Consider the following 21,846-nt stretch of genomic DNA (forward strand, 5'->3'; position numbering starts at 1 on the left):
TCCGCCCGTTACATCAGCGCCAAGGCCCGCAAGAACTACGCCGGAACGTCCCCGATCACCCGCGCGTCGGGCAGGAAGAAGGTCGCTCTGGCCCGGTTCGTGCATAACGACCGGCTGATCGACGCGCTGATGACCCAGGCGTTCGCCGCGCTGAAAGCCTCGCCCGGAGCACGGGCCTACTACGACCGGCAGCGCGCCCGCGGGGCCGGGCACAACGCCGCCCTGCGTCAGTTGGCGAACCGGCTGGTGGGCATCCTGCACGGCTGCCTCAAAACCGGCACCCTCTACGACGAGACGACCGCCTGGTCGCATCACGCCGAGAACGTTGCGGCTTGACATTTCAGCTCCTGGGATGTCTTTCACGAAAACGGGTAGACGTTCGGCGGGTACGTTGAGTGCGGTGTCGATGGTTCGGCGTGGGGGTTTCAGAGCCCGCGCGCTCGCTGGTTGATCAGCTCACAGCTAGCGCTGAACGCTTCGGCGCCCAGTGATCGGGCAAGCCCGCCCAGCGTGAACGGATCAACGCGGACCGGGTTGTCGTGGACTTTTCCGCACCATTCGCATGATTCGTTGGGGGCGGCGGTCGGTTGCGGGGTGTCGGTGTCGTTCACGTCGGCCCTTTCCTCACGGGTTGTTTTCTTGGTGGTGCACGGTGTGCCCGTTAGTGGCGCGCGGTCGGCGTTTGTCCCGCTCCGGTGCGGTCAGTGGTGGGCGTATTCGCGTTCGGCGTCGTCGGTGGCCCGTTGGTGGGATTCGGCGGCGGTGTCGGCGGCGGCGGGGGTGGCGTACGTGTTTTGCCACCCGCAATAACAAGACGCGTCGGCGGTTCCGTCGGGGTTGGTGGCGGTGTCGGCGTAGCACATAGCGGTCCCCATTCCTGAATTGGTGGTTTTCCGGCTTCCCGGGGTAGTGTTCCGATTCCGGGGCGGGTGTTCGTTGTGTTTTCCGGTTGTCCCGGTGACACAACAAACGTAACTCGACCCCAACCGCCGCGCAATAGTTTTCCCGGGTCAATTTCGGGGAATTTCCATCACTTTTCGACGTGAATCGCACGCATTTTCCGGACACGTTTGCGCAGGTCACGCCATTCCGGGTAGGTTCGGAATGGGTACGCCGGCCATGAATAAGACCGCGGATAAATACGGATTCCTTCAAGAAACAAGGAAAGGGAAATGAGGGGCGGATACGGTGAGCGAAATGCACTGGCGAGCACGGGCGCAGGATGACGAGGTTGCGGGACACCGCCGCCGGGCCTGATGTGCTTTCCTGCTTGGTGTCAAGCGAGTCTGGGACACCGGTGGATCCCCCTGCAAGGCGCGTGAGCTGCGAGAACGCCTGACACGGGGGGATCCACCTTAGCCGGATACCGGAGAACGAGGCTGATAGGCCGGGTCGGCGGCCCCCCGGTTGGCGATCACCCTCCGCGTCGCCCCTGTCCATGACGGTGGCAGCAGGTAGCCGCAAGCGGGCATGACGTCCGGCGCGAGAGGGGCTGACGTCTCGCTGAACGTCGCAGCCATAAATGTTACGCAGGGACGTCTTCACGGTGCGCGACAGCGGCACACGACACTCGATAACCAATGGTGTCAGTGATGGTGCGGAATACAAGCGCGTGCCCACGGGATTCTTTATCTTCGCCCTCGACGGTTGTGCTAGTGCGGTCGACGCTAGCATCGGCGCCGACGGGATTGGGACGGGAAAACGAGGTATTTCGCTGTTCCGCACAATTGCCTTTACCGCTCCGGATTCACGTCTCGGTTGCCATCTCGTCGAGGCGTGATCGAGAACGGTCGACGAGTACATTTATGGCGCCGCGGAGGGGGCGGCGTCGTCGTTGACGGGGATTCCGGTGTGGTGGGCGCGGAGCCGCGCGGCGAGGTCCACGGTGTCGGTGGTGGGGGTGGTGTCGAGTTCGGCGAGGCGGGTGCGCAGGAGGGTCAGGGTGCGCGAGATGGCCTCGTGCCGGCCGAGTGCGTGCTGCAGGCGCATGATGTCGCGGTAGAGCAGTTCGTTGTGCGGATCGAATGCCCGTGCGGTCTCCAGCAGATCCAGGGTGTAGTCCGGGTCGGTGTCCACTCGGGCGCGGGCGAGCGCGGCCACCGCGTCGAGCGCGGGGCGGCGGGTGGATTCCCGCGCGGCGACCAGCCATTCCCCGTCCACGCCCTCGGCCAACAGCCCGCCGTAGTGCGCCACGATTACCTCGCACGCGTCGATACGCCGTGCCGGTGTGGTGGCGGTGCGGCGGGCGGTGACCGCGTCGGCGAAGCCCCAGTAGTCCACCTCCACCACGGCCGGATCGAGCCGGTACTGGCCGTGCTCGACCAGGACCAGCTCGCCGATCGTGCCGCGGGTGGCGGTGTCGAGGGCGCGGCGGATCCGGGAGAGCACGGTGCGCAGCACACTGGCGGGGTTGCGGGGCGGCGCATCGGGCCACAGGGCATCGACGATTCCGTTTCGGGAGACCCCGGCGGGATGCACGGCGAGATACACCAGCAGCTCCACCAGTCGGCTGCTCAACTCGCCCGACAGGTCGCGGGGCTCGGCCTTGGGACGTGCGGAATCGGGCCGCCAGTACAGCGCCGGGGCACCGAACACCGTCAGCACCAGCGGCGTGACCGTCTCCTCGGCCGTCCCCGCCGATGACGGCGCAAGCGGACGCGGTTCACCGCCGCGCTCACCGGCCTCGACAACAGATGCCTCCGGGACGGTCGGGCCCGAGGTGATCTCCAGGCGATCAGGTCCACCTCTGGCGTCCTCCGGGTGGGAGGGTTGCGCCTGCGGTGCCGACCCCGCCTGCCGAGGGGCACCGGCGGTCGTCGCCGCGTCGCCGGAAGGTACAGGCTCATGTTCACCACTGGCGCCCTTGGCAGGCTGGGTGGTACGCAGGAAGGCCAGCAGGTCTCGGGTGGCGGTCTCGGGCAGGGTGAAGGCGCGGGTGCCGCGCAGGGGCTCGCCGAGGCCGGGGTCGGTCGCGGAGATGATCCCGCCAGCGGTGACATAGGCGGTCACACCGGCGCGCCATTGCCCCAGCAGCAGCGCGGTGACACCGACGCGGCTGTGGTTGTCGAGCAGCTGCTGCAGCTGGGCCTGCCGATCCGGTTCTCCGGGCGGCGTCGTGATCAGGACGGCGGACCGGTGTGGCGCCGGGTTCTGCGGGTCGAGGGAGGCCAGTGCGGTGTCCAGATCGGCCACGACGGTGACCATGTCCGGTAGGTCTGCGGCGGGGATCGGGACGCCGAGCAGGCGGGCCAGGTCCGCGGCGGGCACAAGCACCCTCGGCGCGGATCCGCCTTCGGCCCCGGCGGTGAGCACGGTGAGCATCAATGCTCGCGCCGCGGCGTATCCACCAGGCCCGACCAGGCCGAGTCCGTGGACGCGGGCCAAGTCAAGAGCGACGTGCACTCCCCCGCCCACGGCGGTGGTCGTCCTCTCGCCGCCAGCGCCATCGGTGTTGGTATCGAGGGCGACGTCCACTATGGACGGCGGACACTCCGGCCTGGTTCCGGTGGTGGCGGGGGCGCCGATCACTCGGCGGGCACGCGGCGCGAGAACCCGCACCTGCCCCTCAGTCCCGAACTCCGCGTGCCCCGGGGCGCCGGTGGTCGATCCCGGTGGCGCGTCGGACTGGAGGTCGGGTCGCTGCGGTGGGGTCGGTGCGTCGGTGCCCTGTTCGCTCGCGGCGTCCAGGTCGGTGTCTTCGTCGTGGTGCTGGGTGCGTAGGTGGGCCAGGCGCAGCTGGTACACCACCGGCGCGACCGGCAGGTCGTCGTCGCGCCGGCCACTGCCGGGCCGGTAACGCGCCATGTGCCGGCGCCGCGCGAGCATCAGCAGAGCACTGATCGCCGCGACCAGCCCCAGGCTGACGAACACCGCGCCGCTGCCCCAGGTCACCGCTCCCCCGGCACGTTCGTCCGCATCTGTGTCGATGGCGCGCTCGGCGCGTGTGGTGGACGGGGCGGGCACCGACGGCGGTGATGTGGCCGTGCTCGGCACCGGGGCCGCCTGCTCGGGGATGGGCTCCGGGAGCGCGTGTTCCGACGCTGGTGGCGGCGGACCAGGTGGGGTGGGAGTGTGGCTGGTTTCGGGGAGCCGGAGCGTGTCGCCGGGGTGGATCAGGTTCGGGTTGGTCAGCACGCGCCCGCTGGTTTGGGTGCGGCCCTTGTTGAGGGCCCAGATTTCCGGCCAGCGCGCGCCGTCGCCCAGGCGGCGCTGCGCGATCCGCCACAGCGAGTCGTGCACCCCGTTCTCCGGTGCCCGGACCCGTTCGGTTCCGGGCTCAGCCGAGGGCTGAGACCGGGGCAACGGGATGTCGGGGTGGGTGGGTTCGCCGGCGAGCGGCGTGGGCCAGGCGGGGGCGGTCGCGGCCACCGGGGCATGTCCGGCGGGCCGCGCGGCGTCGGCGGGGGCGACGGGTGCGGCGGTGGCGGTGCGGCCCAGCACGGCGATCAGCAGGGCGCCGACGAGCACGGCCGCGACGCGCCGCACCGGCCCGCTCTGGGTTCGCAGGTGCGGCCACCGAGCGCCCCGGGCGACGTCGAGGGCGCACGCGGCGACATCGCAGACGAATACCAGCCACAGCAGCCAGGTCAGGCACGCGAGCGTGTCGAGCAGGACGCTGCTCGACATCGGCGCCATGAGCACAGAGCCGATCTCGTCCAAGGTGGGCGGATGGTCCGGCAACGGCCACCCCACGCCGTAGACCAGCGCGACCGGCAACCCGGCGACCAGCGCGGCCAGCAGGATGGCCGCGAACAGCCCGCGGACCGCCCGGCCCAGCAGCCGCGCGGTACGCACGATCCGGGTGCCGCCCGACGACGTGGTCATTCGCTGCTCGCCGACACTTCCGCGACCCCGCCGGCGCCGACGGACTCCGATGCGACCGGTGGTGCTGGTGTCACCGAACGGGCGGCACGCGGTGCGGTGGCCGCCTGCGTGTCTGTGCTGTTGGTGTCGTTGTTCCTCGCGCGGGGGCGGGTGCGCTTACTGCGGCGGGCGGGCTTGCTCGCCTGGTCGCGCCAGCGGGTGAGGTCGGCGGCGGGGATGTCGGTGACCTGGGCCAGCTCGGGCACGTCGATGACGTCGCCGGCCGCGGTCAGGACCTCGCCGAGCTCGCGTTCGAGCTCAGCGAGCCGCCCGGCAAGCTCGGTGTGCCGACGGGCCAGCTCGCCCACGGTGGTGGCCGCCTGGGCGCGGCGTGCACTGCGCACGAAGTCTCGTTCCTCGAGGCGACGGGCGATCTCCTCTTCCGATGTGACCATGTCGGCTTTCCTTTCCGTGACGGTGGTCAGGGGTCGATTGCCTGAACTGCCGTGGGTTCGTTGGGGACCATTAGCGCCAGGTCGGGCGCTTGTCCTGGTGGGAGTGGGTTCACTCGTTGGTGTGGAGAATCCGATTGATGGTCGAGATTCTCGACGAGATGCCGATGTTGTTGACACATTCGTTCTCCGATTGAACAGGGGTGTCCGTGGCGTTGGCTGAGGTGCGGTCGTTGGGGGCCGCGCGGCGATTGCGCACTGCCGCAGAGTTCGAGGACTTTGAGCAGGAGTTGGTGGATCAGTTCGCGCTGGCTCAGCTCGGCGCCGGTGTGACGGACGGTGTAGTGGGGTCGTATCGGTCGGTGGTGTTCGAGTTCGTGCGCTTCACTGGCCGACCGGTGTGGACAACGCGCGCTGAGGATGTCGATCGGTTCTTGGCTGACCAGCGCAGGCGTGGCCGCGCGGCGTCCACGGTGTACAGCAGAGCGGGGACGCTGACGGCGTTCTTCGAGTTCCTCGTGGCGCGCTACCAGGGAGACATCCACGCGCTGACCGGTCATGTTCTCGAGCAGCCGGTGGATGAGTTCAACCGTCCGTCCAAGCCGGACTACGTCGCTGTGCGGGTGCCACCTGCGCAGCAGGAGGTCGAGACATTGTTCGGCGCGTGGCGTGAGGCGTTGCCACATGCCCGCAAGTTCCTGCCGGCGGCGCGTGACTACATGGCGGCCTCGCTGTGGCGCCGGGCGGGTTTGCGGATCACGGAGTCGCTGATGCTTGACATTCGCGACTGGCGGCCCGATCTGGGTGAACGGGGCAAGCTGCATGTCCGGTTCGGCAAGGGCAGCCGAGGACGCGGGCACAAACCTCGTCTGGTACCCGCGATCAATGAAATCGACGCTTTGATGGACTGGTGGCTGACCGATGTGCGCCACCAGTTCGGTCCGGACTGGTCTGATCCGGATGCCCCACTGCTGCCGAGTGAGCGCCGCGACCGAGACACCGGGCGATGTGTGCGGATCGGCGATGACGCATTGCGTTCCAGCCTGGCGGATGCTGTCGACCGGTGGCTTCCAGCGTGGGTGGGTCGGTTGACACCGCACGGTTTGCGACACTTCTGCGCCTCGTCGCTGTACGAACGAGGCATGGATCTCAAAGCGATACAAGAGATTCTGGGTCACGAATGGCTGTCGACGACGACGCGCTACATCCATGTCCACGCCAACCACATCGAACATGCCTGGGAGACGGCCAACCAGCGGGTGGCCTCCCGGCTCATGCAGTAGCGGAGGTGCGCTGATGCGGTGGAATCTGCGGATGAAAGCAGCTGAGGCGGGTATCTGGAAGTCCACCGAGATGCGCCGCCGGTTGGCCGAGGCCGGGTTGGAGATCAGTGCGGGCAAGATGTCAGCCTTGTGGACCGGCACGCCGACCACGATCCGGCTGGACGACCTCGACGTGATCTGCGCGGTGCTGGAGTGTGAACCGACCGAGCTACTGATCCGGGAACCGGACAAGGTGGCCGCCCGCAGGCCGCAGAAGACGGCCGAGGCCACGGGAGGAGCAGTGGTCACGCCCCGGTTCGGTCGGCACCGCTCTGTGCCACCGGCGTGAGTGGCCGACCATGGCCGCGCTTGTGCAGCGTATGCCGGACCCGCCCGGTCAAGCACCGCCATGTCGACTACTGCTGCACCTGCCAGCCCGGCGGGCCCGTGACGCCCCCGCCGTGTCAGCGCTGCGGAGCGACCGAGAATTACTACAGCGCGGGCCTGTGCGCCCGCTGCCACCGGTTCTCCCCGCTGACCATCGACTCGTGCGAGGACTGCTACGCCTGGGGCGCGACCCGCACTCGTAAATGGCTGTGCCAGGGCTGCCACGCGTGGCGACAGCGCCGCCCGCTCGGTGACTGTGTCGCCTGCGGGCGGCGCGTGGCCCTCGACCCGAATTGGGGCGCGTGTCGACTGTGCTGGCGACAAGCCGACCTGGTCGGCACCGACGATCTCGCCGCCGCGATCCGCCATGGGCACCAGCTGTTCTTCGCCGATCTGTTCCGCAGCCGGGCGGGACGGGCGACTCGGCCTGGCCCGCCGGGACTGCGGCCCGGGCCGACCGCGCGGTTCGCCGCCACCGGCGCACCGCCACGGAAAGTGCTGCAGTGGACCATCTTCGACGCGATGCGCACGAACACCACGACCACGCCACGGCCGTGCACCCGCTGCGGGCAACGCCCGGTCAAGACGGCCCAGTCGGACTTCTGTTACCCCTGCCAGCCCGGCGGCCCGGGGATTGCGCCACCGTGCCGGAAGTGCGGCTCGACCAGCGACTACTACACCGCCGGGTTGTGTGTGCGCTGTCACCGGTTCCCGCCGTTGACGGTGGATTCGTGTCCGGACTGCCACGCGTGGGGCACCCGACGCGGCAACGCCTGGCTGTGCGAAGGATGCCGCGGCTGGCGACGCCACCACCCCAGCCGTGCCGACTGCGTCATCTGCGCACGGATGAGCCACGTCAACGCCAACGGCCTGTGCCGGCTGTGCCGTAAACAGGCACTCTGGCTGCCGAGCAGCACCCATGCCGACCAGGCCGAGCACATTTGGCGCTGGGGGCACCAGCTGTACTTCGCCGACATGTTCACCGGGCTCGGTGTCCGCGCCGCTCGCGCCGCTGCGGCCGACCAACGCCGGCGGCAGAGACCACGGCCGCTGCCCGCCCGTTGTCCGATACGCCATCAGCAACTGGTTGCCTTCATCCTGCCCCGCGATTTGCATGCCGGGAATGCACGCGGCTTTCCGGCCCCGTCCGATCCAGGACTTGCGGCCTACCTCGACGAGTGCGTCACCGAACACGCCGCCCGGCATGGCTGGGACTCCAAGGTCGCAACCCGCACCCGGACGGGCCTGCACATCCTGCTGGGGCTGCAGGACACTCCCGGCGCGGCCATCAACGCCAGCGATGTCGCCACCCTGTCCGTCATCGATGGTCCGGTCCGCCCCATCCTCGACGTCCTGGCCGCCCACGGATTCCTCCACGACGACCGCGTCCCGACCATCGAACGCTGGTTCACCGCCAAAACCATCGGCCTGCCCGACGAGATGGTGACCGACCTGCGGTGGTGGTTCGACGTGATGCGCCACGGCCACACCAGCCCACCCCGCAGCATTCCCCGCGCGGCCCGCACGATTCAGGCAAAACTGCGATGGGCCCTGCCCGCACTGCAAACCTGGGCGGTGCGCGGGCACGAACATCTCCGAGAGATCACCCGTGATGACGTTCTCGCGATCCTGCCCACCTCCGGCACACCCCGCCACACCATGCTCCAAGGGCTGCGCTCGATCTTCCGGCTGCTCAAAGTCCACAAGCGCGTATTCGTCAACCCGACCGCGCGTATCCCGCTCGGTCGAGGACCAGGCCGAGTCCCCCTGCCCACCCCGGTCGACGACATCCGCGAGGCGCTGTACAGCGAGGACACCACCCGGGCGGCGATCGCCGCGCTGGTGGCCTTCCACGCCCTGTCTTCCCAGCAACTGCGCAACCTGCAGCTCACCGACGTCCACGACGGCCACCTGCAGGCCGGAGATCGCACCATCCCGCTCGCCAGCCCGGTACGCCAGCGGCTGAGCGCCTACCTCGACTACCGCTCTGCCCGCTGGCCCGCCACCGCCAACCCGCACCTGTTCATCCACTACCGCAGCGCCAACCACACCCGCCCCGTCCAGATCGAGTGGCTGGCCCACCGCCTGGGCTTGTCCACCCAGGCCCTGCGCGAAGACCGCATCCTGCACGAAGTTCACGCCACCAGAGGCGATATCCGCCGCCTGTGCGACCTGTTCGGCCTGTCCGTCGGTGGCGCCGAGCGCTACACGGTCGTCCTCGACCCTCCCGATCTGCCGACCAGCGATCGACACGCCTAGCTCGACGGCCTGTGTGCTCAGCGGCAACAGCTTGACCTTCGAGTCGACTCGAAGGTTTACCGTCGGAGTGTGACGACCTATCGGATCTCTCAACTGGCCGAGCGGGCCGGGGTGCGCCCGACCACGCTGCGGTTCTACGAACAAGCCGGACTGCTGCCCGCCCAGCGCTCCGAGTCGGGCTACCGACTCTACGGCGACGACGCCATCGAACGGCTGGGCTTCATCACCTCCGGCAAACGACTCGGCCTGCCCCTGGAGGAGATCCGCGACCTGCTGCAGGTCTGGGAAGACGGCCTGTGCACCGACGTCCGACACCGGCTGCGCCCCATGCTCGCGACCCGCATCGCCGAGGCCGAACAACGCGCCACCGAACTCGACGCCTTCACCGAGCGGCTGCGCCAGGCCCTGACCGAGATCGACGGTCCGCCCCGACCCGGCCGCTGCGACCCCGGCTGCGGGTTCCTGCACCACCAACACGACCCACAACCCACGCCCATCAAACTGAGCCCACCGCGCCCCACCACCGACAACACCGGCGACAACGGGACCACACCCGCACCGATCGCCTGCACGCTCAACGGCAGCGATCAAGCCGAACGAGCCCAGCAGTGGCACGAACTGCTGGACCACGCCCAGCGCCGAGACCCCATCGACGGCGGCCTGCGCTTCCACCTGCCCGCGCACACCGCAGGCGAAGTCGCCGCCCTCGCTGCAGCCGAACAGCAATGCTGCGCCTTCTTCACCTTCACGCTGCACCTGTCCGCAGGCGAGCTGCAGTTCGACGTGCACGCCCCCGACGACGCCGCCCCCCTGCTGGCCGACCTCTTCGGCACTCCCAACTGAACCGCCACCCCACCACGCCGCGCCACCACGCAACATTCGGAAAGGTTGCTCGTGCTCGTCCTGAAGTCGATCGCGCTGTTCGTGCTGGCCGCGCTCGCCGAAATCGGCGGCGCCTGGCTCGTCTGGCAAGGCGTCCGCGAACACCGCGGCTGGATCTGGATCGGCGCCGGGGTCATCGCCCTCGGCCTCTACGGCTTCGTCGCCACCCTGCAACCCGACGCACACTTCGGCCGCATCCTCGCCGCCTACGGCGGCATCTTCGTCGCGGGCTCGCTGGCCTGGGGCATGGCCCTCGACGGCTACCGCCCCGACCGCTACGACATCACCGGCGCCCTGCTCTGCCTCATCGGTGTCGCCGTCATCATGTACGCACCCCGAGGCTGACACCACAGCAAACAGGCCGCAACGCCGACAACACGCGCCTGAGTACCAGAACCGACCAACGCTTCCGCCATCGGTTCGTGAACCCAAGCATCCCAGTACCCTCATTACCGGCCACCACCACTTGAGTTCCCATCACTGTCCACTTCAGAATTCGCGAACCCCAGGGAAACGCCGGTGACCCCATGCTGGGGATGGGCGGCGCCGCTGCCGTGGGTGCGGATGGCCTCGACGCCGACCAGCGACAGCAGCTGGGTTCGGTAGGTGGCGGTGACGTCGACAGTCACGGTGTTGCCGGCGACCGCGACGGTGCCGGTGGCGCCGATGCTCGCCAGATACCGCTGCGCCAGCTCACGCGCGCGTGCCGGGTCGAGCCGGACCGTGCCGGTGGCGCGATAGGCGGCGAGGTCGAGAGCTTGGGCGCCCGCGCGGGCGGCGGACTCGGCCTGACCGCTGGAACGGACCTTGCTCGCGAGCGCGAGCCCGCCGTCCAGGCTCAGGCCGGCCAGGGCGAGCAGCCCGGTCAGCAGGGCGAGTACGAAGGCGGTCACCCGGCCGTCGTCGGCGCGCCACCAGACACCCCACCCGCCGACGTTCAGGGCGCGGGGGGTCATGGTGTCGCTCCGGTACCGGGCTGGGATCGGTGGGTATCGACCACCTCGCTGGCGGTTGATTCGAGGGTCGTCTCGCCGGGCACGCCGAGCAGTAGGGCCTGTCCGAAGTCGACGGTGCAGCGCACCCGCACGGTCACCACGGCGCCGGGATCCGGTGTGCCGGTCAGGGTGGTGGCGACGTCGCGGCACACCAGCCCGGCCTGGGCGAGGGCGGCGCCGGCGGTGTCGCGGGCGGCGGTGGCCGCGGCCGGGGTGCTGCGGTGCAGGGTGGCGGCGCGCGCGGCCTGGTGGGCGGCGTCGTCGAGCCGCAGCCGGGCGTCGACGCCGCGATGGACCACCACGGCCACGAACACCAGCAGCATGACCAGCAGCGGCGTGATGAGCACGGCCTCGGCGGTCACCGAGCCGCCCCCTGCCGCCCACCACCGCCGCAGCCACCCTCGTGCCGTTCGACTGTGGCGGGTCACGACAGGCCCTCGTCCGATCGCGCTCCCCGCAGCGACGTACCGCCGTGGTGGAGCAGGGCGTGTCGACCTTGCGGCCACGAGGAGGGTGGTTGTTCCCAGGGGAACGCTCCGGCGCCGGTGACGTCGCGGGCGGCGGTGATATGGGCGAATATGGCCCGCGGTAACGCTTCCGCAGCCTCGGCTACCCGCCGGGTCTGGGCGTGTCCGGGCAGGACGGCGAGGGTGCGATCGGTTAGGGCGGCCAGCTCGCGCTGCCGCAGTTTCGCCTCCCAGGCCCGGGTCAGCACGAGGCAGGCGTCCACGTGCCGCACCACCTCACCGAGGCTGTCGTCGATCACGTCGACCGCCTGGCGTGCCGCGGCGGCCAGCTCGCCGGCCTCGGAATCGGGATCGGCGGCGAGGTCGTCGGCGAGACTGCGCGCGGGGCGAGTGCGATCCAGACAACAAAACGTCTCCCACACCACCCGATGCACTTCCCGCAGTAGCGCGGGGTCGATCCAGGCGCGGGCCGGGCTGCGGTGCAGTTCGTCCACACCGGCGATCAAGGTCCGCGCTGCCGCGGTGCCGGCCTCGGCGAGGTCGCGGCTGCGGAGAAAGAACTCGCCCCGCACGCGATCGAGCCGACACGGACTTCCCGGACCATGGCGGTGGTCGGTGAGAACGCGGGTGGCGTTGCGCCAGCCGGCGAACGCACTCGCGCCGACCGCGAGGGTTCCGGCGCCCAGCGCGAATACCGCGGCGAAACCGGTAGTCGAGGAGGCGGAGAGAACCGCGAGGACGACGCCGGTGAGTCCAGCGAGGACGATCCGCGGACGCAGCCCGGCCCGGACACGCTCGCCGCGCCACCGCGACTCGGAGATATCCGGGTTCAGCAACAGCAAATCCGGCCCGTCCGGGAACAGCGCGACCCGCACCGGCGACGCCGGTCCAGTCGATACGTGTTGTGTCATCGGGGTTTTCCTTTCGCCCCCGGCACCGGGATCGCCGCGGGGGGGGGACTTAGGGCGCGGTGTCGGGTATGAAGCGTTCGACCTCACCGATGGCTTCGGCGTGCACGTGCAGGTGCACACCGGGCAGGACTGCGGCGGCCTCGCCGCGGATACTCACCGACACCGTGCTCGCGGTGCGGAACACGGTGAGGTCGGGATTGCGCAACGGCCCGGCGGCGAGGTCGGCGAGCAGGCGCTGGCCCGCGGCGTGTCCGGCGCTGGTGGTGCCGTCCTGGGTTCGTGCCGCGGCCAGGGCGTGGGAGGCGGCGGCCTGGGCGACGTGGGTGGCGTGGGACCACACGGCGAACTGGATGATCGCCAGCAACGCCAGCAACACCAGCGGTGTGGCGATGACCAGCTCGACCGTGGCCTCGCCCCGGTCTCCGCGCAGGGCGCCCCGCAGGCGTCCGGCCAGCCCGTGGGCTCGAGTTGCGGTGGATTGGGCGGGCATGGGTCAGCCGCCGAGGCCGAGGTCGATGGAGTTCGCCTTCTGCGTCAGTTTCGCCACGATGATCGCGATGATCGCGATCGCGGCGATGGCCATCAGCGCGGTGACGATGACGGTGGTGGTGATCTCCCCGCGCTCCGGGTCTGAGCGCAGCAGGGTGATGCGCGCCCACGTCAGGTCCCGCAGTGTGCGGATGTGGTGCAACATGGTGGTGCCTTCTTTCCCTTGTCGTGCAACGCCTTTCCTGTGGGGACGGGCATACGGGGCGGGCTAGAGTCCGTTGAGGACTTGGACGACGGCCGGGTAGGCGATAAAGCCGAGGAACCCGACGAACAGCACCGTCACGGGCAGTGCCATGCGTTCGGTGGCGGCCTGGGCGTCGGCTTCGGCAGCGGTGATCTGGTGGGTCCGCAGGGCCTGAGCTTTCGCGGCCAGCGACGCGCGGACACGGGCGCCTTCGGTGCCGGCCAGGGAGATCGACGCGGCGAGTTCGGACAGTTCGGTGATGTCGAGTTCCTCCCCGAGGCGGCGCAGGGTGTTCCACGGGGTGGTGCGGGTCAGCTGCGCGGTGTCCAGGGCGCGCCGGATCTTGTCGAATGCCGGGCCCGCTCCGACGGCGGCGGCATCGCCGAGGGCAGCCTCAACGCCGGCCCCGCCGGCGAGGGTGATCCACACCAGATCCAGGAACGCCGAGAGCGCGTCGCGAAATTCTCGCCGCGCCCGGGAAGCCTTGGCGCGGACGTCGAGATCGGGGGTCAGGAAGCCGAGTGCAGCGAGCATGAGCCCGGCCAGCAGCGGCACCTCCACACTCAAGGACAGCCCACCGAGGGCCAGTAGTGCTTGCAGGAGCCAGGGGGCGAGCAGCCCGGCCACGGCCAGCAGCGCTTGGGAGGCGAGGTGGGTGTCGATGCCGCGGCCGATGACCCGCAGATCGGCGTGGATCGTCGCGCCGGGCAGGCCGAGCTTGCGCAGGCCAGGGACGAACATTCGACCCCAGGTGGTGACCCAGGCGGCGTCGGCCGCGAGGACGATCGGTGTGGCCGGTGGCCGTGTGTCGATCTTGGCGAGGCGGTCGCTCAGTGCCGGGGCCGGTGGTAGGGCCCAGGTCAGCAGCAGCCACAGGCCGAGACCCGCACCCGTGCCGAAAGCGAGTGCGGGAATCACGAGTACTCACCTCCGATGGTCGTTGCCGCGCTCCCAGCGGGTGCTGTGGGCGGGTCGGTGGTGTCGAGGGCGAGGACCCGGGGTTGGGCTCCGCTGGTGGCGATCCGGGCGAGCCAGACGAACCCGCCGGCGAACAGGCCGCCGAGGAGCAGCAGGACGACCTGGCCAGTGGGGGTGTTGTAGACGTCGAGGTAGGCGCGGTTGAACACCACGACCCCGGCGGCGAAAGCCAGGGTGGTGACGACGATGACGCGCACCGAGGTTCGGGTCCGTGCTCGTCCGGTTTCCACGCGCATCCGCATGGCGGCTTGCTCGCGGGCGGTGGTTGCGAGCGAGCCGAGCAGGTCGCCGAGTTGGCGGGCCTGGTGCTCGGCGGCCAGTACCAGGGCGGCGAGGACGAGGTCCGCGGTGGGGTCGTCCAGCTCGCGCGCCAGGGCTCGCAGCGCCGCCGCCAGGCGCTGTCCGCTTTCCAGCCTCGCGGCGAGGGCGGCGATCTCGCCGCGGATGGCCGCGGGTGCGAGCTTGGCGGTGGCGAGGATGGCTTGCTCGAGCCCGGCCGCGGCGGAGAGGACGTCGCGCAGCATCTCCGTCCAGGAGGCGATCGCCTCGATCCGCGCGACCCGGCGGGTGTGGGCGCGATCGGGGCCGACCAGGCGGGGCAGGAACCACACCGCCGCGGTGGCCAGCACGGCGCCGACGATCCACCCGGTCACGGCTCCGGTCAGCACGCCCGCACCGACGGCCACGGTCAGGCGCAGCAGCGCCCCCCGGTCGCCAGCCCGGCCGCGTGCCGCGCGAATCAGACCAATGCGCCGTGAGTGCGGCGACGCCGCCGCGGGCTGGCGCCAGGCGGCCACGACCAGGAACACGCCGAGGGCGGTGCCCACGCCGAGCATGGCGGCGAGAATGGTGCTGGTGTCGATGCTCATGGCGTCCACCACCCCTCCGGGCGGCTCAACAGGTCCGGGTCGAACCCGGCCGCGACCAGGTCGTCGAGGGTGTCCGCGCGCAGCGCCCCGGCCACCGGCACGGCTCGGCGATCCGGGCCCCGCCGGTACACCTCGTTGGAGATCACCGAACCGGCCTCGGCGTCGACCACCTCACGGACCGAGGCGATCACCCGCGTCCTCCGGTCCGCGGCCCGGTCGAGGTGCACCACGAAATGCACCGCGCTCGCCACCAGCAGGGCCGTGGCCTCCAGAGGCAGCCGTTCCGGGCCTTGCGCGGCATACGACGCGAGGCGGGTGAAGGCGATTTTCGAGCTGGAGGCGTGCAGGGTGGCCATGGAGCCGTCGTTGCCCTGCGACATCGCATTGCACATCGGGATGACTTCGGCGCCGCGGATCTCCCCGACGATCACGCGGTCCGGGGACATCCGCAGGCCCCAGCGGACCAGTTCCGCCTGGTCGATCGCACCCGCACCCTCGACGTTGGGTTCGCGGGCCTGCAGGGCGGTGACGTCGGCGTGCAGCCCGGGATCAATGCCGAGGCCGAGTTCGAAGGCGTCCTCGACAGTGACGACGCGTTCCAGGGGATCCATCTCCGAGGCCAGTCCCCGCAGCAGTGTGGTTTTCCCGGCCCCGGTGCCGCCGGTGATGAGTACGTTCTTGCGTGCCCGCACCAGTGCGCGCAGGAACCGCTCCAGCCCGATGTCGAGGGTGCCGCGGCGGCGCAGCTGCGCGAGGGTGGCGGTGAGGTAGCCGTGCCGGCGGATCGTGCACGCCGTCACCCCACCCGCGGTCAGCCCCAGCACCGCGAAGAGCCGTTCCCCGCCGGGCAGCTGGAGGTTCAGCGCGGGCGAGCCGCGGTCGAACCGGCGCTCTTCGGAAGAGGCGCGCGCCGCGAGGGTGCGGATCAGGTCGGTGAGTTCCTCATTGGACTCCGCCACCGGGGCCACCTGGGCTCGGCGGCCGTCGTTGTACTGGACGAACACCCGGTCGAAACGGTTGACCGCGATCGTCTCCACCGACGGATCGGCCAGCAGCGGTTGCAGCCCGCCGAGGCCGAACAGCTCGTCCAGCACCTGTTCGACGAGCCGCTGCTCGCAGACCGAGTCCACCAACACACGCCCGGCCAGCAGCTCCGTCTCACTGTGCGCGGCGATCGCGGTGTCGAGGACCTCCCGGCCGATCTCCCGGCGCCGGGCCAGGCTCATTCCCGCACCGTGGGTGTCGGTGGCGGCCTCGACCCGGCCGGGCAGATCCGTGGTCAGCGCCCGGCGAAGCCGGGTGCGCAACCGCTGCTCCGCCTCCCCCACATCCACCGGCAGGATGGGAGGAGGTGCTGCGGTGTGGTCGGTCTGGGTCACGAGAGCGGCTCCTTCCCGAGTGTGCTGGGCTGATGGCCGTTGCGAGCCAGGCCGTTGCCCTGCGACGGGGCAGGCATCAGAGGCGGCACGTGGCTGAGCGGGGTGCTCACCGCACCGCCCGGCTGGTGACGCACCTGCTGGGCGGGCACGCCCGGCACCATCCCCACCGCATGCGCCGACGGCGGGGCGGCGACGGAGGGCGTTGCCGTGGGGGTGGCCAGGGCGCGGGCGAGCGCGGCCGTCTGGCGGGCGAGTCCGCCACTGCCACGGCGGCGAGCCGGTGCTGTCCGGTGCCCGCTGATGAGGGCGGCGGCGGCCGGGTCGTGGGGGAGGCGGCCGATCGCCGGCACGCCCAGCTCCCGCTCGACGTCCACGGTCGGGTAGCCCTCCCCGGTGAGCAGGAGCCCCGGGCGCGGCGTCCAGCCGGCCAGCTCCCCCAAGCGCGCTGCGGTGTGGGCGAGGTCGTCGCCCTGGGTTCCGGACACCAGGACGAGCGCGTCCGCGCGGCGCGCGATCGCCTCGGCCGGTGACCCCGGATCCACCCGCCCGCAGTCCGCCAGCACCACCACCCCCACCCCGTCGGCGACCGCGTGCAGCAACGAGGGCCCGTCTGGGGTGGCGGTTAGTGTGGACAGCGCGGCGCGGGCATGTCCGCCGCCGGGTGGGGCCACCAACACCCGAGCACCGCCGGGCAGGGCCTGGGTGTGCTCCCACACCACCCCGGGCCCGCCGGTGCGGCGAGCGGCGGCGGCGAGGCTGACCAGCCCCGGGGTGGTCGACAGTCCGAACCGCATCGCCAGATCACCCCCGGCCGGGTCGACCTCGGCGATCAGACGACGGGTGCTCTCGGCCTGCGGCCACTGCGCGGCCAGCGCGACCGTCAGTGTGGTCACCCCCGGCGACCCCTTCACCGAACACACGGCGATGAGCATCAGCGCCCACCACCTGCGGGCTGCATCACCAGCGCGAGCTGCCCGGCCGGGACCTGCGCCAGCTGCGACGCCCCGGCCGTGTCGAGTTCCAGCGACACCACCGTGGTCTGATCCGTGCCCGCAGCTGCGACACCGACGACCGTCGCAGTCCACGACGTCCCCGGACCATCCCCCTGCGCACTACCGGTCGACGCTCCCGTCGCACCGGCGGTGACGACGACGGTCACCGGAGTGCCGGTGGCGATGTCGGGGGGAAACTGGCCCGGCTTCACCCCGACCGCGACCACCGCCCGACCCGCCGACGGGAGCACCGCAGCGCCCACCGCGTCCGGGGTCAGCAACGCCCCCGCCCCCAGACTCATCGCCATCGGACGGCCCACCACACTGCCCGCCTGCTCCGCCGGAATCAACGCCACACCCGGCGCCGCGGACACCGCGATGCTTTGCACGTCCGCCTGGGTCAGCACATGCCCGACCGTGACCGGCCTCGCCAACACCAGCATCGGCGTCCGATCCTGAGTGCTGCTGGTCCACCACACCACGCCCCCGACACACACCACCACCAGCAACATCCCCGCCACCAGATGCGGCAACCGGCGCCGGCGCCCCCGCCGCGGCCCTGACGTCGAGGCCGAACCCGAAGGGTCCAGCCAGGACACCGGGCGGGTGTCACCGGCCGCAGTGCGGCCAGGGGCGGAAGTGTCGGTGCTGGTCACGATCAGACCTCCAGGCATAGATCACCCGCACCACGCATTCACCCAGCGATCTCAACTGCCGCTAATGCGTGGTCAGGAAAGGAACAAAAAGGGATTCAGTTGGAATAGGGGTGTCTCGTCTATCCGGTGCCCAGGGCCTGGGCTTCGGCGACCCGGAACGAGGCCGAGGCGCTGGTGGTCAGGTCCGGGAACGTGCCCGAAGCCCCACCGCCGGACCAGGTGATCCGCCACGACACCGTCGCCGTGGCCTCGAACCGCTCCCCCGCGGCAGCCGCCGAGGACCGTTGATAGGTGTGACCGCAATCCGGCGACGTCGACCGCGGATCACCACCGCCCGGGAACGGGGTGCCGGGCCCTGTGCAGGTCACGGTGCGCCCGTCGCCCATCGACCAGGACACCGACGTCGGTGTCGCCGTCGCGGTCACCGACACCGCCGGCACCGCCGCCGTCGCGGACTGCGGTTGCCACACGGCGCGGTCCAGCCACAGCCACGTCGGCAACCGCACCAACTGCGTCCCAGCCGGGCTCGAGGCGATCACCGGACTCGGCAACCGCAGCTGCGCCCGAGCCTGTTCCGCCAATTGCTCCGGCGACGGCACAGCCGCACCGTCCGGCGCTTCATCATCGGCAATCCACACCGGCGCCCGAAACAGCGCATCACGCATGCCCTCGCCGGAACACCGGTAGACATACCACGCGCCCCCCTGGCCTGGAGCCTGTGCCAACACCACCCCATGAGGGCGCGAGCGAGTCAGCGACACGAACTGCATCCCACCCCAACCCGAGGACCGTGGCCGGTAGCTGGCCGTCTGCACCCCATTGACCGGCGGCTGATAAGTGCTACGCACATAGGAACAATCCGCCAAATTGGGGTCAACACCGACGACGCTGTCGCCCTGCGGAGGGGCAGCTGCGTCCGGGCTCCCAGCTTGCGTTTTCGGCTCGCCAGCGCCCGGCCCCGGTCGCGGTGCGGGCGTTCCGCGCCCACGTTGTCCCGCCCCAAGCTCACATCCCGGGTAGGAACTCTGGCCACAGTCGATGTCTCCGTACCAGTCACCAGCCAGAGCGGGCGCGACGCTCGCCAGCATCATGGCCGAAGTCAACGCGGTCACGGTGCCCCATCGCCTGGTGGTCAACATGATCCGGTTCCTTCCACAGCGAACCGGGTCACCCGCCACGAGCCATCGACCGCCAGCTTCACCTCGGCGTTGATCAAGTGCGTGCCGCCAGGCTCGTTGTCGGCCAGTTGCCCGTTGTCCGCGCGGTACTTCAGCCAATTACTCGCGTCCGAGCAGTCACGAATCATCACGGTCTTGGGGGCGTCCTGAGGCTCGACGGACTGCACGACGGGCTTGTGGACGGGTTCTCCCTTGGTGATCAAGCCGTTGTAGTGATCGGCGTACATCTGGCGCGAGAGTACCGATAGCGCGTCGCCGGTCGCGTGGTCAGCCAGTCGGGGCGACTTCCAGTCCGAGGTGTTCGCCAAAGCGGCGACGTCCTCCCACATGCCCAGGTAAGCGGCAGTGGCTTTCTCCCGGGCGATGTCTACCGGCGACGCAGCCGTCGTGGTCGGCGCGGGTGGCGGAACCGGGTCTGAGGTGGCAGGGGCTGCACCGGTGTCTGGGCTGCAGGCGCTGAGGCTCAATCCGAGTCCGGTCGCGGTCGTGAGCGCGGCCAGAGTGAGGCGGATGCTGCGGTGGTGGGTCATCACGGTCCCCCAGTTCGTCGACGATCGCAGGTCAGTGCGGGCAGGCCAGTCGGTGATACGTCCCGATGGCGGGCTCGCCTCTAGACCGACTGTCGTGGCAACGCTGTTGCGAGCGGCCGCTCTTCCGTGAAGTTCACTCGTTGGGTTGAGTGCGGGCGGGACCGGGGAGCGGGCGGGCAGGATGGCGTAGCGGGTGATCATCCGACGGGTGGAGGGATCGTGCAGGTCACAGCGAGCGGCTTCTGGACGGTAGGGGTCGCCGCGGGCGGGTTGGTCCTTGGCACGGTCGCGAGCGGATTCACGCGCCGGTTTCTGCGACGGGAGCGCGTGCTGGCCGGCTCGTGGTGGCTCGGTGCCGTGCTCACCGCCGCTGTCCTGGGTTTGCTGGCGTGGCGCGTCGGAGCCCGTGGCGAACTCGTCGTCTACGGGTTCGTGGCGGTGCTGGCTGTTCCCCTGGCGGTGATCGACTGGTGCGAGCACCGGCTGCCCCGGGCGCTGGTGTACCCGCAGTTGGCCAGCGCCTGTGTCGGCTTCACAGTGCTGAGCGTCGTCCGGAGTGAAGCTGCGCCCAGCGTGCGTGCCCTGGGGGCGCTGGTGGCGGCGGGAGCGCTGTTCCTGGTCTTGGCGGTGGTCAGCGGCGGAGGCGTGGGCGCCGGGGATCTGAGCGTGGCGGCCGTGGTCGGGGTGGTGGCTGGATGGTCCGGGTGGCCGGAGGTCGCCGGGGCATTGTTGATGGCCTCGGTGCTGGCGTTGATACTGCTCGCCGTTCCGAGTGCCCGCCGTCGCGACGAGCACGGTGGCCTGGCAGTGCCATTCGGCCCGTGTCTGTTCCTCGGGGCGCTCATCATGCTGACACTCAGTGGATAGCGCATATCCCAGGCCCGGCCTCGGGTGGCCGATGTATGCGGCGGTCATCGCACGTACTCCTCCGACTGCGAGGATCTGCGGTGCCGTCCGACGGTCGGTGGCACGACTGCATCCAAGCCAGGGGACGATTCGAGGTTGGCCGTTCCCGAAGACTGTCCGGCACGGGGCCCTGGGACCTCCATGCACGTCTGCGCGGCGTTCACCTCGTCGTCGACCCTAGGTCCGTTCTCGCCGCCGCCATCGGCGGTCGACACCGCGACGGTGACGAGTTCCGAGACGGGCTGCCAGATAGCGCATGCGTCGCACCAGACGAACCGAGGAATGGACTCAGGATTGTCGACGAGTTCGCCGACTTCGGCGTCGTCGGTTTCGTCCAGGGATCGCGTGTGAAAGCAACGGAGGAGGAAGTGGGCCATTGTGCGCTCCTGCCGGGCCATCGGGGTTGATGCAATGTGGCGGTGCGGCGGACGCGTAGGCCGAGTTCCTGGCAACCGCCGCACCGCACAAGCCGGAAGCAACTGGTGCTCCGGCAGACCATGTCCCCCGTTTGGCGTCCTAGAGTTGTCAATCTCTCGGGCTGGAGCGTCGCCTTGAGCTTCCGCTGCTTTCAGCAAGTGGATGTCGGCGACGCCTGGGACGGTGTTCCCTGCTACCGGGCCGACCGGGAACACCGTTCCCCGGCTAACGCGGAATTCCTGGTATCGATCGGCTCGCATGAGTCCACGGTGACGCATCGTTCGCCGCGTAGGCAGCGTCCGCATGAGGACAGTCCTGTCCAGGTCTTGTGCTCACCAGTCAAGACTCAAGCGATTGAACTATCGCTGGGACTCTGCATGTACTGGTGTCAATGGTCATTTTTTTCTGGCTCTGGCTCAAAGTCCGTGAGGAGTGGCGCCCGCTGACAGGCGGGTCGGTGATGTAGTCGATCACGTCGGTGATGCGACGATCGTAGTCTGAAGACGTTGTTTCCCCATCTCGCTCCACTGGTTATCGACCAGGTCAGACAGTTTCGATAGCCGACGTCGCCAGAGGCTGCCTTCGGCGAGGACGTCGTCCGCCATTACGTCGCCTTCTTCGACCACTGCCGCAAGCTCCGACCGATCAAGGAGTACCGGGAGGCCACCAGCTAGGAGTGGGCCGAGTTCGACGACGAAGCGCAAAGTCGGCTCGGCTCCTGCGGGCGCCCCTACGGCACGCCCTGCGAGCACGAGCACGCCCGCTCATCCGAAATGATCTTGATGTTGAT

At 69.9% G+C, this 21,846-nt stretch carries 24 protein-coding genes; 8 read left to right on the forward strand and 16 right to left on the reverse strand.

Annotated elements, in window-relative coordinates:
* Positions 1-336, forward strand: a 336-nt coding sequence (locus tag BM199_RS31015) for a transposase (protein WP_143101967.1), incomplete at its 5' end; no start/stop codon positions are given.
* Between the two features lie 89 nt (positions 337-425).
* On the opposite strand, the gene BM199_RS33550 is transcribed toward BM199_RS31015, so the two are convergent.
* Complete coding sequence (locus tag BM199_RS33550) at positions 426-611, reverse strand: hypothetical protein (RefSeq protein WP_143101968.1); 186 nt, start codon at positions 609-611, stop codon at positions 426-428.
* 90 nt (positions 612-701) lie between these two features.
* Complete coding sequence (locus BM199_RS34070; RefSeq protein ID WP_177242872.1) at positions 702-875, reverse strand: hypothetical protein; 174 nt, start codon at positions 873-875, stop codon at positions 702-704.
* A gap of 671 nt (positions 876-1,546) precedes the next feature.
* On the opposite strand from BM199_RS34070, the gene BM199_RS33555 reads away from it, so the two are divergent.
* Positions 1,547-1,780: a hypothetical protein gene (locus tag BM199_RS33555; protein ID WP_143101969.1), complete on the forward strand. Its 234-nt coding sequence runs from the start codon at positions 1,547-1,549 to the stop codon at positions 1,778-1,780.
* Positions 1,781-1,803: 23 nt separating this feature from the next.
* On the opposite strand, the gene BM199_RS35055 is transcribed toward BM199_RS33555, so the two are convergent.
* Entirely contained in the window at positions 1,804-4,824 is a 3,021-nt protein-coding gene (locus BM199_RS35055; protein WP_091679319.1) for a BTAD domain-containing putative transcriptional regulator, read from the reverse strand.
* On the reverse strand, positions 4,821-5,258 hold the full coding sequence (locus BM199_RS31025; protein WP_091679322.1) for a hypothetical protein: 438 nt from the start codon (positions 5,256-5,258) through the stop codon (positions 4,821-4,823). The genes BM199_RS35055 and BM199_RS31025 overlap by 4 nt, the downstream gene beginning before the upstream one ends.
* Positions 5,259-5,773: 515 nt before the next feature.
* On the opposite strand from BM199_RS31025, the gene BM199_RS31030 reads away from it, so the two are divergent.
* From BM199_RS31030 to BM199_RS31050, 5 genes are all read left to right on the forward strand, one after another.
* Entirely contained in the window at positions 5,774-6,538 is a 765-nt protein-coding gene (locus BM199_RS31030; RefSeq protein ID WP_245788951.1) for a tyrosine-type recombinase/integrase, read from the forward strand.
* A 13-nt stretch (positions 6,539-6,551) separates the two neighbouring features.
* Positions 6,552-6,866: a helix-turn-helix domain-containing protein gene (locus BM199_RS31035; protein WP_043829901.1), complete on the forward strand. Its 315-nt coding sequence runs from the start codon at positions 6,552-6,554 to the stop codon at positions 6,864-6,866.
* Positions 6,867-6,964: 98 nt separating this feature from the next.
* Positions 6,965-9,163 carry a hypothetical protein gene (locus BM199_RS31040; RefSeq protein WP_143101970.1) on the forward strand — a complete coding sequence of 733 codons (2,199 nt, stop codon included), beginning with the start codon at positions 6,965-6,967 and terminating at the stop codon, positions 9,161-9,163.
* 69 nt (positions 9,164-9,232) lie between these two features.
* Positions 9,233-10,006: a MerR family transcriptional regulator gene (locus tag BM199_RS31045; RefSeq protein ID WP_091679329.1), complete on the forward strand. Its 774-nt coding sequence runs from the start codon at positions 9,233-9,235 to the stop codon at positions 10,004-10,006.
* A gap of 51 nt (positions 10,007-10,057) precedes the next feature.
* Complete coding sequence (locus BM199_RS31050; protein WP_043829872.1) at positions 10,058-10,390, forward strand: YnfA family protein; 333 nt, start codon at positions 10,058-10,060, stop codon at positions 10,388-10,390.
* Between the two features lie 104 nt (positions 10,391-10,494).
* Here BM199_RS31050 and BM199_RS31055 read toward each other — a convergent pair whose 3' ends face one another.
* From BM199_RS31055 to BM199_RS31110, 12 genes are all read right to left on the reverse strand, one after another.
* Positions 10,495-11,001 carry a hypothetical protein gene (locus BM199_RS31055; protein ID WP_342741749.1) on the reverse strand — a complete coding sequence of 169 codons (507 nt, stop codon included), beginning with the start codon at positions 10,999-11,001 and terminating at the stop codon, positions 10,495-10,497.
* Positions 10,998-11,468 carry a TadE/TadG family type IV pilus assembly protein gene (locus tag BM199_RS31060; protein WP_091679332.1) on the reverse strand — a complete coding sequence of 157 codons (471 nt, stop codon included), beginning with the start codon at positions 11,466-11,468 and terminating at the stop codon, positions 10,998-11,000. Before BM199_RS31060 ends, BM199_RS31055 begins: the two co-directional genes overlap by 4 nt.
* Positions 11,465-12,418, reverse strand: coding sequence for a hypothetical protein (locus BM199_RS31065; RefSeq protein ID WP_091679334.1), 954 nt, complete (start codon positions 12,416-12,418; stop codon positions 11,465-11,467). The genes BM199_RS31060 and BM199_RS31065 overlap by 4 nt, the downstream gene beginning before the upstream one ends.
* Before the next feature lie 49 nt (positions 12,419-12,467).
* Entirely contained in the window at positions 12,468-12,908 is a 441-nt protein-coding gene (locus BM199_RS31070) for a TadE/TadG family type IV pilus assembly protein (protein WP_091679337.1), read from the reverse strand.
* 3 nt (positions 12,909-12,911) lie between these two features.
* Positions 12,912-13,112, reverse strand: coding sequence for a hypothetical protein (locus tag BM199_RS31075; protein WP_091679339.1), 201 nt, complete (start codon positions 13,110-13,112; stop codon positions 12,912-12,914).
* 63 nt (positions 13,113-13,175) lie between these two features.
* On the reverse strand, positions 13,176-14,069 hold the full coding sequence (locus tag BM199_RS31080; protein ID WP_091679342.1) for a type II secretion system F family protein: 894 nt from the start codon (positions 14,067-14,069) through the stop codon (positions 13,176-13,178).
* Positions 14,066-14,998, reverse strand: a complete 933-nt coding sequence (locus BM199_RS31085) for a type II secretion system F family protein (RefSeq protein WP_091679400.1) — start codon at positions 14,996-14,998, stop codon at positions 14,066-14,068. Before BM199_RS31085 ends, BM199_RS31080 begins: the two co-directional genes overlap by 4 nt.
* The gene (locus BM199_RS31090) at positions 14,995-16,377 is read right to left on the reverse strand and encodes a TadA family conjugal transfer-associated ATPase (RefSeq protein ID WP_091679345.1); all 1,383 of its coding nucleotides are present in this window, start codon (positions 16,375-16,377) and stop codon (positions 14,995-14,997) included. Before BM199_RS31090 ends, BM199_RS31085 begins: the two co-directional genes overlap by 4 nt.
* Complete coding sequence (locus tag BM199_RS31095; protein ID WP_091679347.1) at positions 16,374-17,309, reverse strand: CpaE/TadZ family protein; 936 nt, start codon at positions 17,307-17,309, stop codon at positions 16,374-16,376. The genes BM199_RS31090 and BM199_RS31095 overlap by 4 nt, the downstream gene beginning before the upstream one ends.
* Positions 17,309-18,025, reverse strand: a complete 717-nt coding sequence (locus tag BM199_RS31100) for an SAF domain-containing protein (RefSeq protein WP_245788953.1) — start codon at positions 18,023-18,025, stop codon at positions 17,309-17,311. The genes BM199_RS31095 and BM199_RS31100 overlap by 1 nt, the downstream gene beginning before the upstream one ends.
* A 119-nt stretch (positions 18,026-18,144) precedes the next feature.
* Entirely contained in the window at positions 18,145-18,690 is a 546-nt protein-coding gene (locus BM199_RS34800) for a hypothetical protein (protein WP_245788955.1), read from the reverse strand.
* A gap of 467 nt (positions 18,691-19,157) precedes the next feature.
* The gene (locus tag BM199_RS31110) at positions 19,158-19,733 is read right to left on the reverse strand and encodes a hypothetical protein (protein WP_245788957.1); all 576 of its coding nucleotides are present in this window, start codon (positions 19,731-19,733) and stop codon (positions 19,158-19,160) included.
* A 219-nt stretch (positions 19,734-19,952) separates the two neighbouring features.
* On the opposite strand from BM199_RS31110, the gene BM199_RS31115 reads away from it, so the two are divergent.
* Positions 19,953-20,600 (forward strand): prepilin peptidase, encoded by a 648-nt coding sequence (locus BM199_RS31115; RefSeq protein WP_091679349.1) that lies wholly within the window; start codon positions 19,953-19,955, stop codon positions 20,598-20,600.
* Positions 20,601-21,846: the final 1,246 nt, after the last annotated feature.

The sequence above is a fragment of the Amycolatopsis marina genome (genome assembly GCF_900111885.1).
Classification (GTDB): domain Bacteria; phylum Actinomycetota; class Actinomycetes; order Mycobacteriales; family Pseudonocardiaceae; genus Amycolatopsis; species Amycolatopsis marina.